The 15,626-nt window shown below is 70.2% G+C and carries 13 protein-coding genes; 5 read left to right on the forward strand and 8 right to left on the reverse strand.

All coding sequences use genetic code 11. The features are described 5' to 3' along the window. Window positions 1-38 precede the first annotated feature (38 nt). The 3 genes from OG302_RS30415 to OG302_RS30425 are packed head-to-tail and all read right to left on the reverse strand — an operon-like array spanning window position 39 to window position 2,986. Entirely contained in the window at window positions 39-857 is an 819-nt protein-coding gene (locus OG302_RS30415) for a thioredoxin domain-containing protein (RefSeq protein WP_361826837.1), read from the reverse strand. A gap of 44 nt (window positions 858-901) precedes the next feature. Next, a complete protein-coding gene (locus tag OG302_RS30420) occupies window positions 902-1,588 on the reverse strand; it encodes a hypothetical protein (RefSeq protein ID WP_371529688.1) in 687 nt (228 codons plus the stop codon). Window positions 1,589-1,645: 57 nt separating this feature from the next. Continuing rightward, a complete protein-coding gene (locus tag OG302_RS30425; RefSeq protein ID WP_371529689.1) occupies window positions 1,646-2,986 on the reverse strand; it encodes a DUF2252 domain-containing protein in 1,341 nt (446 codons plus the stop codon). A 179-nt stretch (window positions 2,987-3,165) separates the two neighbouring features. On the opposite strand from OG302_RS30425, the gene dnaE reads away from it, so the two are divergent. Beyond that, on the forward strand, window positions 3,166-6,702 hold the full coding sequence (dnaE, locus tag OG302_RS30430) for a DNA polymerase III subunit alpha (RefSeq protein WP_371529690.1): 3,537 nt from the start codon (window positions 3,166-3,168) through the stop codon (window positions 6,700-6,702). Between the two features lie 79 nt (window positions 6,703-6,781). Here dnaE and OG302_RS30435 read toward each other — a convergent pair whose 3' ends face one another. Continuing rightward, the gene (locus OG302_RS30435) at window positions 6,782-6,967 is read right to left on the reverse strand and encodes a hypothetical protein (protein ID WP_361826828.1); all 186 of its coding nucleotides are present in this window, start codon (window positions 6,965-6,967) and stop codon (window positions 6,782-6,784) included. A gap of 236 nt (window positions 6,968-7,203) precedes the next feature. Between OG302_RS30435 and OG302_RS30440 the strand changes: the two genes are divergently transcribed. The 4 genes from OG302_RS30440 (at window position 7,204) to OG302_RS30455 (ending at window position 11,189) form a co-directional block, all read left to right on the forward strand. Further along, window positions 7,204-8,475: an NYN domain-containing protein gene (locus OG302_RS30440; protein WP_371529691.1), complete on the forward strand. Its 1,272-nt coding sequence runs from the start codon at window positions 7,204-7,206 to the stop codon at window positions 8,473-8,475. Window positions 8,476-8,586: 111 nt separating this feature from the next. Further along, the gene (locus OG302_RS30445) at window positions 8,587-9,621 is read left to right on the forward strand and encodes an ABC transporter ATP-binding protein (protein ID WP_371529692.1); all 1,035 of its coding nucleotides are present in this window, start codon (window positions 8,587-8,589) and stop codon (window positions 9,619-9,621) included. Window positions 9,622-9,661: 40 nt separating this feature from the next. After that, window positions 9,662-10,480, forward strand: a complete 819-nt coding sequence (locus OG302_RS30450) for an ABC transporter permease (RefSeq protein WP_371529693.1) — start codon at window positions 9,662-9,664, stop codon at window positions 10,478-10,480. Between the two features lie 34 nt (window positions 10,481-10,514). Then, complete coding sequence (locus OG302_RS30455) at window positions 10,515-11,189, forward strand: DUF2567 domain-containing protein (protein WP_371529694.1); 675 nt, start codon at window positions 10,515-10,517, stop codon at window positions 11,187-11,189. Window positions 11,190-11,411: 222 nt separating this feature from the next. Here the strand turns inward: OG302_RS30455 and ybaK are convergent, their stop codons facing one another. The 4 genes from ybaK to OG302_RS30475 all read right to left on the reverse strand — a co-directional run bounded on the left by ybaK (window position 11,412) and on the right by OG302_RS30475 (window position 15,367). Then, window positions 11,412-11,918 (reverse strand): Cys-tRNA(Pro) deacylase, encoded by a 507-nt coding sequence (gene ybaK, locus OG302_RS30460; RefSeq protein WP_371529695.1) that lies wholly within the window; start codon window positions 11,916-11,918, stop codon window positions 11,412-11,414. Between the two features lie 17 nt (window positions 11,919-11,935). Continuing rightward, on the reverse strand, window positions 11,936-12,676 hold the full coding sequence (locus OG302_RS30465) for an LON peptidase substrate-binding domain-containing protein (RefSeq protein ID WP_371529696.1): 741 nt from the start codon (window positions 12,674-12,676) through the stop codon (window positions 11,936-11,938). Between the two features lie 11 nt (window positions 12,677-12,687). Then, a complete protein-coding gene (locus OG302_RS30470) occupies window positions 12,688-13,695 on the reverse strand; it encodes a hypothetical protein (RefSeq protein WP_371529697.1) in 1,008 nt (335 codons plus the stop codon). Window positions 13,696-13,852: 157 nt separating this feature from the next. Next, window positions 13,853-15,367, reverse strand: coding sequence for an oxidoreductase (locus tag OG302_RS30475; protein ID WP_371750280.1), 1,515 nt, complete (start codon window positions 15,365-15,367; stop codon window positions 13,853-13,855). Between the last annotated feature and the right edge of the window lie 259 nt (window positions 15,368-15,626).

Below are 15,626 nucleotides of genomic sequence, written 5' to 3' on the forward strand. Positions count from 1 at the left end.
TCGTCATGTGCCGTTCAGAGAGCGGCTTTTCCGTCTGTTCAGCCCTTGAGCGCCGCGTCGATGGCCTTCTTGTAGTCCTCGACCGTCGAGGGCGCGTTCTTCTTGTCGGGGCCGGTCAGCTTCTTGCCGTCCATGACGAAGGAGGGCGTGCCGTCGACGCCGTCCTTGTTGTCGTCGAACTTCTTCGCCATCTCCAGGGCCCAGCGGTCGTACGTGCCGCCCTTGACGTCCTTCGCGAAGGTCTTGCTCTTCTTGAGCTCAGGGACCTCGTTCGCGATCTTGGTCAGGTACGCGTCGTCCTTGAACTTGTCCTCGGTCTCGGAGGGGTGGTTCTCCTTGGAGAACATCGCCTTCTTGTAGTCGAGGAAGGCCTGGTCGCTCACGTTCAGGGCGGCACCCAGCGCGCTGAGCGCGTTCTTGGAGCCCTCACCGGTGAGGTTGCGGTCGAGGAACGTGGCGCCGACGAACTGGATCTTGTACTTGCCGTCCTTCAGGTCCTTCTCGACCGTCGGACCGACCGTCTGCTCGAAGCTGGCGCAGACCGGGCAGCGCGGATCCTCGTAGACCTTGAGGGTCTTCTTGGCGCTGTCCTTGCCGAGGACGACGGTCGTGCCGTCGGCGCCCGTGGAGTTCGCCGGCTTGACGAGCTTCTCGTCCTTGGCGGCTTCCCAGTGACCGGGCTTGTTGGACTGCATGACGGCGTAGCCGACGCCGCCCGCGATCGCCAGGACCGCGACGACGGAGACGCCGACGATGATCGACCGCTTCCGCTTCTCCCGCTTGCGCTCGGCTTCCTGCTGGGCGCGGATCCGCTCGCGGGCCGCCGACTTGGCCGCCTGGCTGTTGCGCTTGCTCATGATGGTGTTCTCCGTAGGGGTGACGTGCGTGGGGACGGTGGTGCTCAGGCGAAGACGGCCGAGCACGGCGGTCCACGCCGTCCCACGAAATGCACGAGAAGCCGCGAACGCGCGGTCCGTATCCGGCGCGCGGGGCGCGGCAGGCGGCGCAGGGGCCGCGGGCGGGTGCTCATCGCGGCGACGGCGATGAGCAGCGGCCGGAAAGTGGCGGCGGCCATCGCGCGCAGGACCTGGGCAAGCGCGCGCTCACCGCGCCGCAGCCAGGCCGCCGCGAGCAGGCCGACCGTGATGTGCGCGCCGAGCAGCAGCCAGGCGGCGCCCGGATCGGCGTCGGCGAGCAGCGCCGTGGCGCCGTGCGCCTCACCGCCCGTCATCCGGGCCAGCGGGGTGCCGACGCTCGCGCCGCCGCACAGCACGTCGAAGCCGACGGAGCGCAGCGGGCCCGCGACGGGCCCGCCCGCCTGGCCGTAACAGACGTGCTGTCCCGTGGTGAACACCGTGTCGGCGGCCAGTTCCAGCGGGATCAGCAGGGCGGCGATACGGCCGTAGCCGCGCTCGCGCCCCGCCAGTGCGTACGCGATGACGAAGACCGCGGCGGCGATCACGCCGACGGTGGTCAGCGGCAGCGGGGCGCGGGACAGCAACACGTGCGACGCGGCGGAGAGCGTCACGACGAGCGCCGTGAAGAGCGCCGCGCGCACGGTTCTGAGCTGAATCCCGGTGATGTCCATCGCGCAAGCGAGTGTGCCACGTGCGCCCATAAGGCAGCCCTAAAGGGTGCCTATGAGTTACCCGGCGGCCCGCAGCCCCGGAATCCGGCCGTTGCGGAACAGGTCGACGAAGATCTGGTGGTCCTTGCGGGCGCGCGCGCCGTACTCGTGCGCGAAGTCGACGAGGAGGTCCCCGAAGCCCTCTTCGTCCGCCGCGATGGCGGCGTCGATCGCACGCTCCGTGGAGAACGGCACCAGGTCCGAGTGGCCGCTCTCGTCGTCCGCGGCGGAGTGCATCGTGGCGGTGGCGCGGCCCAGGTCGGCGATGACCGCGGCGATCTCGTCCAGGTCGTCGATGTCCGACCAGTCCAGGTCCACGGCGTACGGAGAGACCTCGGCGACCAGCTGCCCGGCGCCGTCCAGCTCGGTCCAGCCCAGCCACGGGTCGGCGTGCGCCTGGAGCGCGCGCTGCGAGATGACCGTGCGGTGGCCCTCGTGCTGGAAGTAGTCACGGACCGCGCCGTCGGTGATGTGCCGCGAGACGGCCGGAGTCTGCGCCTGCTTGAGGTAGATCACGACGTCGTTCTCCAGCGCGTCGCTGTTGCCCTCCAGAAGGATGTTGTACGAGGGCAGTCCCGCCGAGCCGATGCCGATGCCGCGACGCCCGACGACGTCCTTCACGCGGTACGAGTCGGGGCGGGTGAGGGAGGACTCGGGCAGCGTCTCCAGATATCCGTCGAAGGCGGCGAGCACCTTGTACCGCGTGGCCGCGTCGAGCTCGATGGAGCCGCCGCCGGAGGCGAAGCGGCGCTCGAAGTCGCGGATCTCCGTCATGGACTCCAGCAGGCCGAAGCGGGTCAGCGAGCGCGCGTCGCGCAGCGCGTCCAGGAGCGGGCCCTGAGCGGTGTCCAGGGTGAAGGGCGGCACCTCGTCGCTCTTGGCGCCGGTCGCCAGGTCGTGGATCCGCTCGCGGTACGCCGCGGCGTAGACCCGCACCAGGTCGGTGATCTGCTCGTCGCTGAGCGCCTTCGTGTACCCGATCAGGGCCACGGAGGCGGCGAAGCGCTTCAGGTCCCAGGTGAAGGGGCCGACGTACGCCTCGTCGAAGTCGTTCACGTTGAAGATCAGACGCCCCTGGGCGTCCATGTACGTGCCGAAGTTCTCCGCGTGCAGGTCGCCGTGGATCCACACCCGGCCCGTGCGCTCGTCCAGGTACGGACCGCCGTGCTGCTCGCGCTCCAGGTCCCCGTAGAAGAGGCAGGCCGTGCCGCGGTAGAACGCGAAGGCGGAGGCGGCCATCTTCCGGAACTTCACCCGGAACGCGGCGGGGTCCGCTGCGAGCAGCTCACCGAACGCGGTGTCGAAGACGGAGAGGATCTGCTCGCCGCGCTGCTCAGCGGTGGGCTGCGGGTCCGACATCGCGGGGTGCCTCCAGGTAACGGGTGGTGCCAGGTGGTGCATGACATTCGGGACAGGCGTTCCGACCTGTCCAACGCACGACGGTACCCCCGAGTGCCCGTCGGTTGTCAGTGTCGCGGATTAGACTTCCACGCTGTCCCCCCAGACTGTTGCCGACTGTTCCCCGGAGGCCTCCCGCCGTGACCAAGCCGCCCTTTACGCACCTCCACGTCCACACCCAGTACTCGCTGCTGGACGGTGCCGCGCGGCTCAAGGACATGTTCGACGCGTGTAATGAGATGGGCATGACGCATGTCGCCATGTCCGACCACGGCAACCTCCACGGGGCGTACGACTTCTTCCACTCGGCGCAGAAGGCGGGTGTGACGCCGATCATCGGGATCGAGGCGTATGTGGCGCCGGAGTCCCGCCGCAACAAGCGGAAGATCAAGTGGGGCCAGCCGCATCAGAAGCGCGACGACGTGTCCGGTTCGGGTGGTTACACGCACAAGACGATCTGGGCGTCGAACAGCACCGGCCTGCACAACCTCTTCCGGCTGTCCTCGGACGCGTATGCCGAGGGCTGGTTGCAGAAGTGGCCCCGCATGGACAAGGAGACGATCTCCCAGTGGTCGGAGGGTCTGATCGCCTCCACCGGGTGTCCGTCCGGGGAGCTGCAGACCCGGCTGCGCCTCGGCCAGTTCGACGAGGCGGTGAAGGCCGCCGCCGAGTACCAGGACATCTTCGGCAAGGACCGGTACTTCCTGGAGCTGATGGACCACGGCATCGACATCGAGCGCCGGGTCCGTGACGACCTGCTCCGGGTCGGCAAGAAGCTCGGCATCCCGCCGCTGGTCACGAACGACTCGCACTACACGTACGCGCACGAGTCCGTCGCGCACGACGCCCTGCTCTGCATCCAGACCGGCAAGAACCTCTCGGACCCCGACCGCTTCCGCTTCGACGGCACCGGCTATTACCTGAAATCCACGGACGAGATGTACGCCATCGACTCCTCGGACGCCTGGCAGGAGGGCTGCGCCAACACCCTCCTGGTCGCCGAGCAGATCGACACCACCGGGATGTTCGAGAAGCGCGACCTCATGCCCAAGTTTGAGATCCCGGACGGCTTCACCGAAGTCACCTGGTTCCAGGAGGAGGTCCGGGTCGGCATGGCCCGCCGCTACCCGGGCGGTGTCCCCGAAGACCGGCAGAAGCAGGCCGAGTACGAGATGGACATCATCATCCAGATGGGGTTCCCGGGGTACTTCCTCGTGGTCGCCGACTTCATCATGTGGGCCAAGAACAACGGCATCGCGGTGGGCCCGGGCCGTGGCTCCGCGGCCGGCTCGATCGTCGCGTACGCCATGGGCATCACCGACCTCGACCCCATCACGCACGGCCTGATCTTCGAGCGGTTCCTCAACCCCGAGCGCGTCTCCATGCCCGATGTCGACATCGACTTCGACGAGCGCAGGCGCGTCGAAGTGATCCGGTACGTGACCGAGAAGTACGGCGCCGACAAGGTCGCCATGATCGGCACGTACGGAAAGATCAAGGCGAAGAACGCCATCAAGGACTCCGCGCGCGTGCTCGGATATCCGTACGCGATGGGCGACCGCCTCACCAAGGCGATGCCCGCCGACGTCCTCGGCAAGGGCATCGACCTCTCCGGCATCACGGACCCCAAGCACCCGCGCTACAGCGAGGCGGGCGAGATCCGGGGGATGTACGAGAACGAACCGGACGTGAAGAAGGTCATCGACACCGCCAAGGGCGTCGAGGGCCTGGTCCGGCAGATGGGCGTGCACGCGGCCGGCGTCATCATGTCCAGCGAACCGATCGTGGACCACGCCCCGCTCTGGACGCGGCACACGGACGGCGTGACGATCACGCAGTGGGACTACCCCCAGTGCGAGTCGCTCGGCCTGCTCAAGATGGACTTCCTGGGCCTTCGAAACCTCACCATCATGGACGACGCCGTCAAGATGGTGCGGAACGACAAGGGCATCGACCTGGAGATGCTCTCCCTCCCGCTGGACGACAAGAAGACCTTCGAACTGCTCTGCCGCGGTGACACGCTCGGCGTCTTCCAGTTCGACGGCGGCCCGATGCGCTCCCTGCTCCGCCAGATGCAGCCCGACAACTTCGAGGACATTTCCGCCGTCTCGGCCCTCTACCGGCCGGGCCCGATGGGCATGAACTCGCACATCAACTACGCGGAGCGGAAGAACGGCCGCCAGGAGATCACGCCGATCCACCCGGAGCTCGAAGAGCCCCTGAAGGAGACGCTCGGTCTGACCTACGGCCTCATCGTGTACCAGGAGCAGGTGCAGAAGGCCGCGCAGATCATCGCCGGCTACTCACTGGGCGAAGCCGACATCCTGCGCCGCGTGATGGGCAAGAAGAAGCCCGACGAGCTGGCGAAGAACTTCGTCCTCTTCCAGGAGGGTGCGAAGAAGAACGGCTACTCGGACGCCGCGATCCAGGCCCTGTGGGACGTCCTGGTCCCCTTCGCCGGATACGCGTTCAACAAGGCGCACTCCTCCGCGTACGGCCTCGTCACGTACTGGACCGCCTACCTCAAGGCGAACTACCCCGCCGAGTACATGGCCGCGCTGCTCACCTCGGTGAAGGACGACAAGGACAAGTCGGCCATCTACCTGAACGAGTGCCGGCGCATGGGCATCAAGGTCCTGCCGCCCAACGTGAACGAGTCCGTGCACAACTTCGCCGCCCAGGGCGACGACGTGATCCTCTTCGGCCTGGAGGCGGTCCGAAACGTCGGCACGAACGTCGTCGAGTCGATCGTCCGCTCGCGCAAGGCCAAGGGGAAGTTCGCCTCCTTCCCCGACTACCTCGACAAGGTCGAGGCCGCCGCCTGCAACAAGCGGACCACGGAGTCGCTCATCAAGGCGGGCGCCTTCGACACCTTGGGGCACACCCGCAAGGGCCTGACCGCCCAGTATGAGCCCATGATCGACAACGTGGTGCAGGTCAAGCGCAAGGAAGCGGAAGGGCAGTTCGACCTCTTCGGAGGGGGCGAGGAGACCGGCGGCGAGCCGGGCTTCGGGCTCGACGTGGAGTTCTCCACCGACGAGTGGGAGAAGACGTATCTGCTCGCCCAGGAGCGGGAGATGCTCGGCCTGTACGTCTCCGACCACCCCCTGTTCGGCCTGGAGCACGTGCTTTCCGACAAGGCCGACGCGGGCATCGGGCAACTCACCGGCGGCGACTACTCGGACGGCTCGATCGTCACCATCGGCGGCATCATCTCCGGCCTCCAGCGCAAGATGACCAAGCAGGGCAACGCCTGGGCGATCGCGACCGTCGAGGACCTCGCGGGCTCCATCGAGTGCATGTTCTTCCCGGCGACGTATCAGCTCGTCTCGACCCAACTCGTCGAGGACGCCGTGGTGTTCGTCAAGGGCCGCCTCGACAAGCGTGAGGACGTGCCGCGTCTTGTCGCGATGGAGCTCCAGGTCCCCGACCTGTCGAACGCGGGCACCAACGCGCCCGTCCTGATCACCATCCCGACGGTGAAGGTGACCCCGCCGATGGTCAGCCGCCTCGGCGAGATCCTCAGCCACCACCGCGGCAACAGCGAGGTGCGGATCAAGCTCCAGGGGGCCCAGAAGACGACGGTGCTGCGGCTCGACCGCCACCGCGTACAACCGGATCCCGCCCTTTTCGGTGACCTGAAGGTGCTGCTCGGCCCGTCCTGTCTGGCCGGGTAGCGACACCGCCGGAACCCAGTGAAGGGGCGCACCCGGAAGTCCGGGTGCGCCCCTTCACGCATATACGCCTGTGTGGGCGTCAGTTGTGGCCGAAGCGACGCTGATGCTTGCGCGCGACCTCGGCCGGGCTGCCCTGCGACTGAACGGCGGACTGCACCCGCTGCTCGGCCTGCTCCGCGGACGACTTGGCCTGCTCCTGGGCCTGCTCCGCGGCCGATGCGCGGTTGTGGTCGTCGCCCTGCTTGCGGTTCTTGTTCTTGGCCATGGTGATCTTCCTCCTGAAGGGGATCTGGGGGCCAGGATGCGACTAGATTCACATATGGCGACAAGCTACGCATTTCAGAGAATTACCGTGCGTAATAAGCCCTGTCGGAGAGTGAAGTCGGGATACGCCACGCCGAAGATCGAGTTCCGGCCGTTAACCTCCGCCGGGTCGGGCAGACTCGAAGGAAACCCGAACCATTACTTCCAGGGAATCTCCAGGGAAAGAGGGTGGATCGCGTGGACCGCTGCATCGTCCTGGTGGACGCCGGGTATCTGCTGGGTGCCGCCGCGAGTCTCCTCGCGGGCGAGCCCTCGCGGTCCCGGATCACCGTCGATCACACCGCCCTGATCCAGGGCATCCGTGAGCGCGCGGAATCCGACACCGAGCGCCCCCTGCTCCGGATCTACTGGTTCGACGGAGCCCCCGACCGCGTACCGCAGCCCGAGCACCGCAGGCTGCGCGTCATGCCGCGCGTGACGGTCCGGCTCGGCGCGCTGACCCGGAGCGACGGCCGGTGGGCCCAGAAGGGCGTCGACGCCGCCATGCACGCCGAGCTGACGGAGCTGGCCCGCAACCGCGCCTGCTCGGACATCGTGCTCGTCACCGGCGACGGGGACCTGCTGCCCGGCATGATGGCCGCCAAGGAGCACGGCGTCGCCGTCCACCTGTGGGCCGTCCAGGCCGCCGACGGGGACTACAACCAGTCCGAGGACCTCGTGGCCGAGGCCGACGAGCGCCGCGTCCTGGACCGCACCTGGATCACCAAGGCCGTACGCCCCAAGGAGCTCACCGGCGTCTGCGCGCCCTCCCCGATCCCGCGCCCCGAGATCGCCGCGATCCTCTCCGCGCCCCTGCCGGAGTCCGCCCTCGCGGCCAGTGCCCAGCGGGCCGCCGACGAGGCCGCCGGGGTCCAGCACGGGCAGCACGTAGAGCACGGTCAGCACGCCGAGGCCGGCACCAACGGCGACAGCGGCGGCGCCCACCACATGCCCCCGGGCAAGGGCGTGCCCACACCCAAGGACCTGGCCGCCCTGCGCGGCCCCGGCACCACCCAGGCCGCCCAGCACCCCACGAACGCCACGCTGCGCTGGTCCTCCGACAAGGGCTGGGTCGAGCGCCCCGGCGGCGCCGCGGAGAGCCCGGAGGCCGCCGCCCTGCCCACGCTCGCCCAGCTGACGACGGCCGAGCAGCGCTGGGCGGACCGCGAGGAGGACATCACCACCGTCGGCGGTGACCCCTTCGAGGTCGGCCAGGTGTTCGCGCGCCGCTGGATGGCCCGCCTGCCGGAACAGCACAACCTGCAGAAGCTCTCGACGATGTACCCGCGCATCCCGCACCGCGTCGACGGCGAGCTCCTGCGGTACGCGGCCCGCTTCGGCCTGCTCGCCCACAAGGACGACCAGATCGACGAACACGACCGGTACGCGATCCGGGCGGGCTTCTGGCGCGAGATCGACGTCCACACGGCCGTGGAGCACGCACCGGTCGGCGACCGCTCCGGCGAGTGACGTGACAGGCCCGCGAACGAGTGACGGAACACGACCGCGGATGACCGATACGGGGCGTACGGGGCGCCCCGGGCGTCGTACCGGGTGCGGGACCCCGTACCCTCGTCCTTCGTGAGTACGCGCTCGGCACAGGCAGTCCGACAGGGGCTCCGACAGGGTCACGGCAGTGATGCCGTCTGCGCGGTGCGCGACCTCGTCAAGACCTATCCCGCCGCCCGCGGCAGGCGCGGCACGCCCGCGACGCCCGAGGTGCGCGCGACCGACGGCATCAGCCTGGAGGTCAGACGCGGCGAGATCTTCGGCCTCCTCGGACCCAACGGCGCCGGCAAGTCCACCCTCGTACGCCAGCTGACCGGCCTGATGCGGCCCGACAGCGGGAGCGTCGAGATCCTCGGCCACGACATCCTGCGCCACCCCGAGCGGGCCGCGCGGATCCTCGCGTACCTGGGGCAGGAGTCCACCGCGCTCGACGAGCTGACCGTCTCGCTCGCCGTCGAGACGACCGCGCGCCTGCGCGGCCTCGACGTGCGGGCCGCGCGGGCCGAGCGGGACGGCGTACTGGAAGAGCTCGCGCTCACCAAGCTCGCCTCGCGGCCCCTGAAGAAGCTCTCCGGCGGGCAGCGCAGGCTCGCCTGCTTCGCCACCGCGCTGGTGGGGGAGCGGCCGCTGCTCGTCCTCGACGAGCCGACGACCGGCATGGACCCCATCGCGCGGCGCGCCGTCTGGGGCGCCGTCGACCGGCGCAGGGCCGAGCAGGGCACCACGGTGCTGCTCGTCACCCACAACGTCATCGAGGCCGAGACGGTCCTGGACCGCGTCGCCGTCCTCGACCACGGCAAGGTCATCGCCTGCGACAGCCCCCTGGGGCTGAAGGAGCAGGTCGCGGGCGAGGTGCGGGTCGAGCTCGTCTGGCGGGAGCGGGCGCCGCTGGACGTCCCCGAGGTCGCCGCGCTGCGCTCCTCCGCCGTGGAGTCCGGCCGCAAGTGGTCCCTGCGGCTCGCACCGGACGAGGCACGGGCCGCCGTCGCGGCGGTCACCGGCGGAGCCGCGTTCTCCGCCCTCGACGACTTCACCCTGGCCACACCGAGCTTGGAGGACGTGTATCTCGCCCTGGGCGGGAACGGGGAAGGGCTGGTGAAGGCGTGACCTTCACCGGGCGCAAGAACAGCAAGAGGAGGGCCGTTCGGTGAGTGCCGTTCCCCTGGAAGCGGCCGTACGGGCCGACGACCGTGAGTGGCAGACCGACGCCGCCGAGCCCCTGGGGCCCCGTGCGCGGCTGTTTCCCGCGCTCGCGGCGGTCTACCGGGCGCAGCTGTCCCGGGCGCGGGTCGCGCGCATTCCGCTGCTCTTCGTGGCGACCTTCCAGTCCGTCGGGATCATGATCCTGATGCGGGGCGTCGTGGACGGGGGCGGTGAGGCGCGTGCCGTCGTCGCCGGATCCTCCGTGCTCGTCGTCGCGTTCGTCGCGCTCAACCTGCTCGCGCAGTACTTCGGGCAGCTCCGCGCCGACGGAGGCCTCGACCACTACGCCACGCTGCCCGTGCCGCCCGCATCGGTGGTCCTCGGCGCCGCGGCGGCCTACGCCTCGTTCACCGTGCCGGGCACGCTCGTCACCGCGGTCGTCGGATGCGGCCTCTTCGGGCTCCCGATGGCGAACCTGTGGGTGCTCGCCGCGGTGATCCCGCTGGCCGGTGCCGCCCTCGCCGGCCTTGGCGCCGCCCTCGGGCTGCTCGCACCCCGGCCCGAACTGGCCACGCTGCTCGGGCAGTTGGGCATGTCGGCGGCGCTGCTCCTCGGGGTGCTCCCGGCGGAGCGGATGCCGGAGTTCCTGCAGTACGCGCGTGATCTGCTGCCCTCGACGTACGGGGTCGAGGCGTTCGCCCGTACCTTCGGGCCGCATCCGGACTGGGCGACCGTGGCCCTCGACCTCGCCGTCTGCGCGGGAGTCGGCGTCGCCTCGCTCGCCATCGCCACCTGGGCCTACCGCCGTGCGGCTGTGCGGTGAAGCGGTACTCAGGTAGTACTGGCACCATGTGTGGGTGACTGCACCGCTGACGCCCTCCCAGCCGCCCCGCGACCAGCCCCCGCACGACCCCTGGCAGCAAGCCGCTCAGTCGTCCGGAGCCGTTCCCATGCCGGCGCACGAGGAGGACGGTCCCGGGATGAAGACCGAAGTGCGGCAGGCCGCGGTGATCGCGGTCGTGGTGGCCGTTTGCGGCGTCCTGCTCGGCCTGCTGTGGCTGTGGTTCGCGCCGCGTGTGCCGTTGATCGCGGACAACGAGGCGGTCTACCTCAAGGACACCGAGGGCGAACAGGCGATCGGGGTCGACGGAACGTTCGCCCTGCTCTCGCTCGCGTTCGGCGCGGTGACCGGCGTCGTGGTGTTCCTGCTGCGCAGGCGGGGCGGCATTCCGCTGGTCGTCGGGCTGACGGCCGGGAGTCTGCTGGGGGCCGTGCTCGCCTGGCGCCTGGGGATCTTCCTCGGGCCCGAGACGGACGTCGCCGCCCATGCGGAGTCCGTGGGCAAGGGCGTCGCGTTCGACGCCCCCATGGAGCTCAAGGCCAAGGGCGCGCTGCTGGCCTGGCCGGTGGCCGCGCTGCTCGTGCACCTGGGCCTGACCGGGCTCTTCGGGCCGCGGGACCCCGAGCCCTACCCCCTGCCCTACGGGGACCCCGGGCGGGCAGAGGGCGGCTCGGACGCCACAGGGGCGTGAGCCGCCACAGGGGCGTGAGCACCCCCCAGGCGGGCGTGAAAACGCCTCTGGCGGGCGTCAGGGGGCTTTAACCGTCGGGCGTGAGGCCGTCCCCCGCCCTGCCGGCGTCAGGCGGGGCGCCTTCCGTGGTTCGCCTTGCCCTTGCGCACCCGCCACTTCCTCTTGCGCGTCTTCTTCGACATGAGGGTGGTACTAGTCGAGCCCGCGGCTCCCGTCGAGGGCCTATTCACGCCCGATCGGGGCCAGCACCGCGGCCGTGAGACGTGCCAGGTCATCGGGTGCCAGTTCCACTTCCAGGCCCCGGCGGCCCGCCGAGACGCAGATCGTGGCGTGCGACGACGCCGAGTCGTCCAGGACCGTGCGGAGCTTCTTGCGCTGGCCCAGGGGCGAGATGCCGCCCCGTACGTACCCGGTGGTGCGCTCGGCGGCCGCCGGGTCCGCCATCACCGCGCGCTTGCCGGAGACGGCCGTGGCCAGGGCCTTGAGGTTCAGGGTGCCCGCCACGGGGACCACGGCCACCGTCAGCTCGCCGTCGACCTCCGCGACCAGGGTCTTGAAGACCCGGTCGGGGGAGACGCCCATGGCCTGGGCCGCCTCTTCGCCGTACGAGGGGTGCGCGGGGTCGTGTTCGTAGGCGTGGACCGTGTAGTCGGCGCCCGCCGCGGTGAGGGCCACCGTCGCCGGAGTGCCGCCGGCGCCCGCCTGCTGTTTCTTCTGCTTCTTCGCCAAAGCGCTCGCGCCTTACGTCAGTTGAGGCTCGTGGTGCCGCGCGTGAGGTCCGTCGCGGGCAACGACGGCAGATTACGGATGATCGCGGTCTCGGCGCGAAGGACTTTCAGCTCGTCGTGCAGGCGCGACGCGGTGTCCGGCGCCTCAAGGAGCCGCTGCTTGGTGGGGGTGTCGAGGACGGCGGCGGCCGCCACCAGATACGACACCACGGACGGGTCGTCCGGCAGCTCGGCGCCCGTGGACAGGGACCGCTCACGCGCCCCGGCCAGCCGCTTCTGGTAGGCGCGGAAGGCCCGCAGGACGCCCTCGGCCAGCGCGCCCGCCTCCTCGCCGGGTTCCTCGGGCAGCTCCTCGACCTCCGCGGTCAGGAAGGCGCCCGACGCGTCCACGGAGTGCAGCCGCACGCGGGAGGTGCCCGTGGCGAGCACCTCGAAGCCGCCGTCGGCGCGCTCCCTGATCGTCGCCGCGTCCGCGATGCAGCCCACCGCGTGGAAGGCCTTGAGCGGGTCGTCGCCGAAGCCGGCGGTCGGGCCCTGCTCGGGCTGCGCGGTGGGGTCCGGGAGGCCCGGGGCGCTCGGCGCGACCTCCAGGCCGTCGCGGATGGCGACGACCGCGAAGAGGCGCTGCTCCTCGTCGGGAGTCTTGAGCAGATCGCGCATCATGGCGCGATAACGCTCCTCGAACACGTTCAGCGGGAGCACGAGCCCCGGGAACAGCACCGAGTTGAGCGGGAAGAGCGGAAGCCGGACGGTGGTCACGAGCCTCAAGCCTAATGGTCGCCGGAGCCCGGACGTCCGCGGCCGGTGCGCAGCGGGGTCCCGGCGGCCACCTCGATGCGTATGCCGTCGCGCAGTTCCAGGAACTGGCCGAGCGGATCGTCGGCCATGCGGTCCCAGGGGAAGGACGTCGCATAGGGCCCGATGAGGCGCAGTTGTTCGAGGGCGTCGCTCCATCGCTCCAGGCGTACGAGGACGAAGGTGAGGACGTTGCGGACCTCCGCGGGCCAGGGATCCCCGGCCTCGTACTCCTGGGACACGGCGATCCCGAGGTCGGCGGCGGCGTCCAGACGCTCGCGCGGCACGCTCCCCGAGGCGCTGGTGAGATACGCGAACGCGGCCCGCGCGGGCAGCGCCTGGATCAGCGATCCCGGCAGCGCGTCCCGCGCGGCGCGCTCGGCGAAGTCGAAGCACTGGCGGTGCGAGCCGTACCAGGCCGCCGACAGGTACTGGAGCGCCGAGGCGTGGCAGCCGTAGTGGTGCGAGGAGCGGTGCACCGCCTCGGCCCGGATCGCGTCGAAGACCGAGTGCGGGGCATGGGTGCCGCGCGCGTGGTCCAGGGCGATCCGCCACGGCACGGGGTCGCGCGGGTCGGCCTCGGCCGCCGCGGTGATCAGCGGCGCCGTCTCGCGGAGCAGTTCGGCGCGGGCCGGCGACTCCCAGCCGCGGACCACCGCGAGCTCGGCCTTGACGAGCAGCGCGTCGGGGTCGTGCGGAGCGGCGGCGAGCCAGTCGTCGAACCACTCGGGGCGGGAGCGGGCGAAGGTGGCAAGACGCGTCGTGTAGCGGTCGCGGGTCTCCCACTCGTTGCCCTCGCGGGTCATGGCGAGCAGTTTCGCGGCGGGGCCGTGGTCGCCCCGGCCCGCGGCGACGAGCGCGGGGCCGAGCCGGTCGTCGGGTGCGTCGAGGAGCACCTCGTCGTCGGGGGTCAGACCGGCGGAGAGGAGGGGGGTGTTCCTGACCATGCGTGCGGTGCGGATCAGGGCGCGCAGGAGTGCCATCGTGCGGTTATTGAAAGCCGCAGGTCGGGGCAGTGCCAGAGGATGGCGGGTGAAGCTTTCGCATCGATCGTCCGGTTGCCTGACACATGGTCAAGTAAAGGTAAAATCTCTGCTCCCGGTGGGCTCCGAGGCCCTTCTTTCAGCCCCTCACCCCTCCTCAGTTCCTCCGCAGCAGCCTCGTCGCCCCCGCCGCGACGGTCGTCGCGAGGACCCAGCCGAGCAGGATGAGGATCGCCGCGAACCACTGCCAGCCGCCGCGCAGCTGCCAGTAGCTGTCCTGGCCCAGGTCGATGACCGGGAGCAGCAGGTCGAGGGAGAACAGGGCCGGGTTCCAGTTCGGATGCTCGCCCGGTTTGATCGCCGGGTGGTCGGCGCGCGCGAAGGCCACCGCGCTCACCGCCCAGAGCACCGCCATCCACAGGGCGGCCCGGCCCGGCCGGTAGCCGTAGGCCACGGTCCAGTCCTGGGCGAAGCCCCAGAGCTTCGCCGCGATCGGCAGGGTCTCGCGGCGCCGGCGCTGCTTGGCGAGCAGCACCTCGCGGGCGTCGGCGTCCTCGCCGCCGTTGCGCAGGACGGCGGCCAGCTTCTCGTACGGCTCGGGGTTGTACTCGGCGGTCGCGGCCGCCACCCAGGCCAGCCGCCGGGTGAGCGGGAAGCTGCCCTGCGGCACGAGGTTCTCGTAACTGAAGCCACCCATCTGGAGGCCGCCGGGACCCGGCCAGCTGGTCGACTTGTCGATGAGGGTGACGACCTTGGCGCCGGACAGGATGATCTTGCCGCGCTGCGGGGCCTCGCCGAGGAAGCGCAGCTCGGGGGTCTGCACGCGGCGCAGCGACACCTCCTGGTCGTTCTCCAGGGTGAAGCGCGCCTGGGCCAGGTCGACGGCGTCCCCGAAGCGCCCGTCGTCGAGCCGGACGCCGCCCTGGCACTCGAAGCGCTGGATGCGGGTGCCGCGCGGGGGCGTCATGCCGCTGGTCATGGGGGGATCGCCGAGCGCGGCGGGCGTCATGTAGAGCGTGCGTTCCACGGTCATCTGCGGGGCGTTGAGCGCCCGCTGGCCGTACGGATTGGCGAGCTTGCTGCCGCGCAGGCTGAAGGAGACGCCGACCTTCGCGCCGCGCAGACTGAGCTGGCCGTGCGACTCCATCATCTCGGCCTGCAGGTCCTGCCCGACCGAGAGCCCGTCGCCCATGATCGAGTTGCCGCGCCGGTCGCGGTAGATCACCGCCTGGTTGATCAGCAGGTCGGTGCCGATCTGGGCGTCCGTGAGCCGCATGCCGTTGTGGATCCGGCAGCGCGGCAGATGCAGGTCGCCCTCCGTGTGCACGCGGGCCGCCTCGACGCGCGGGATCGAGCAGTTGACGAGGCGCAGGGTGGTGAACTTGGCCTCGGGGACGAGTACTTCCTTCTCGAAGCGGCAGTGCTTCAGCTCGGCGTAGGGAACGACCTCGCCGCCCGCCAGATCCAGTACGTCCGTGATCTGGAGGCCCGAGAGCTTCAGTGACGAGACCCGGCCCGAGAGTGCGGGCGGACCCTCCAGGAGCAGCCAGCACACGATGCGCGCGCGCACGCTGCGTTCCGGGCCCCAGGGGTGGCCGCCGTGGGGATCGTCCTCCATCGCGTCCCCCGACCGGAGGTCATACACGCTGCCGTTGCGGAAGGCCTGCCACATGCCGATCTCGGCGGCGGTCAGTCCGTCCGGCGGGTCCCCGATGCCGGTGTCGTCGACCACTGCTGTTGTCCTCCCCGTACTGCCGTCCCGCACCGCGATCCGGTGCCGCTTGGCCGTGCTGCGGTGCGCTGGTCCCTCGCACACCTGTTTCATGCCCGCTCAGTGACGGGCTGAACGCTAGTGGTGAACGTGGTCTTCCGTGATTCATATCAGCCAGTGATACGGCGTCCGGCGCGGAATCAGGGTCTGAGAGAATTGG

Origin of the sequence: Streptomyces sp. NBC_01283 (genome assembly GCF_041435335.1) — a bacterium.
Lineage (GTDB): Bacteria > Actinomycetota > Actinomycetes > Streptomycetales > Streptomycetaceae > Streptomyces.

Excerpts from the sequence above, each read along its gene's own strand:
- OG302_RS30470 (WP_371529697.1), bottom strand. The coding sequence starts at position 13,695 with ATGGCACTCCTGCGCGCCCTGATCCGCACCGCACGCATGGTCAGGAAC.
- OG302_RS30475 (WP_371750280.1), bottom strand. The coding sequence starts at position 15,367 with ATGTGGCAGGCCTTCCGCAACGGCAGCGTGTATGACCTCCGGTCGGGG.
- OG302_RS30415 (WP_361826837.1), bottom strand. The coding sequence starts at position 857 with ATGAGCAAGCGCAACAGCCAGGCGGCCAAGTCGGCGGCCCGCGAGCGG.
- OG302_RS30435 (WP_361826828.1), bottom strand. The coding sequence starts at position 6,967 with ATGGCCAAGAACAAGAACCGCAAGCAGGGCGACGACCACAACCGCGCA.
- OG302_RS30425 (WP_371529689.1), bottom strand. The coding sequence starts at position 2,986 with ATGTCGGACCCGCAGCCCACCGCTGAGCAGCGCGGCGAGCAGATCCTC.
- OG302_RS30420 (WP_371529688.1), bottom strand. The coding sequence starts at position 1,588 with ATGGACATCACCGGGATTCAGCTCAGAACCGTGCGCGCGGCGCTCTTC.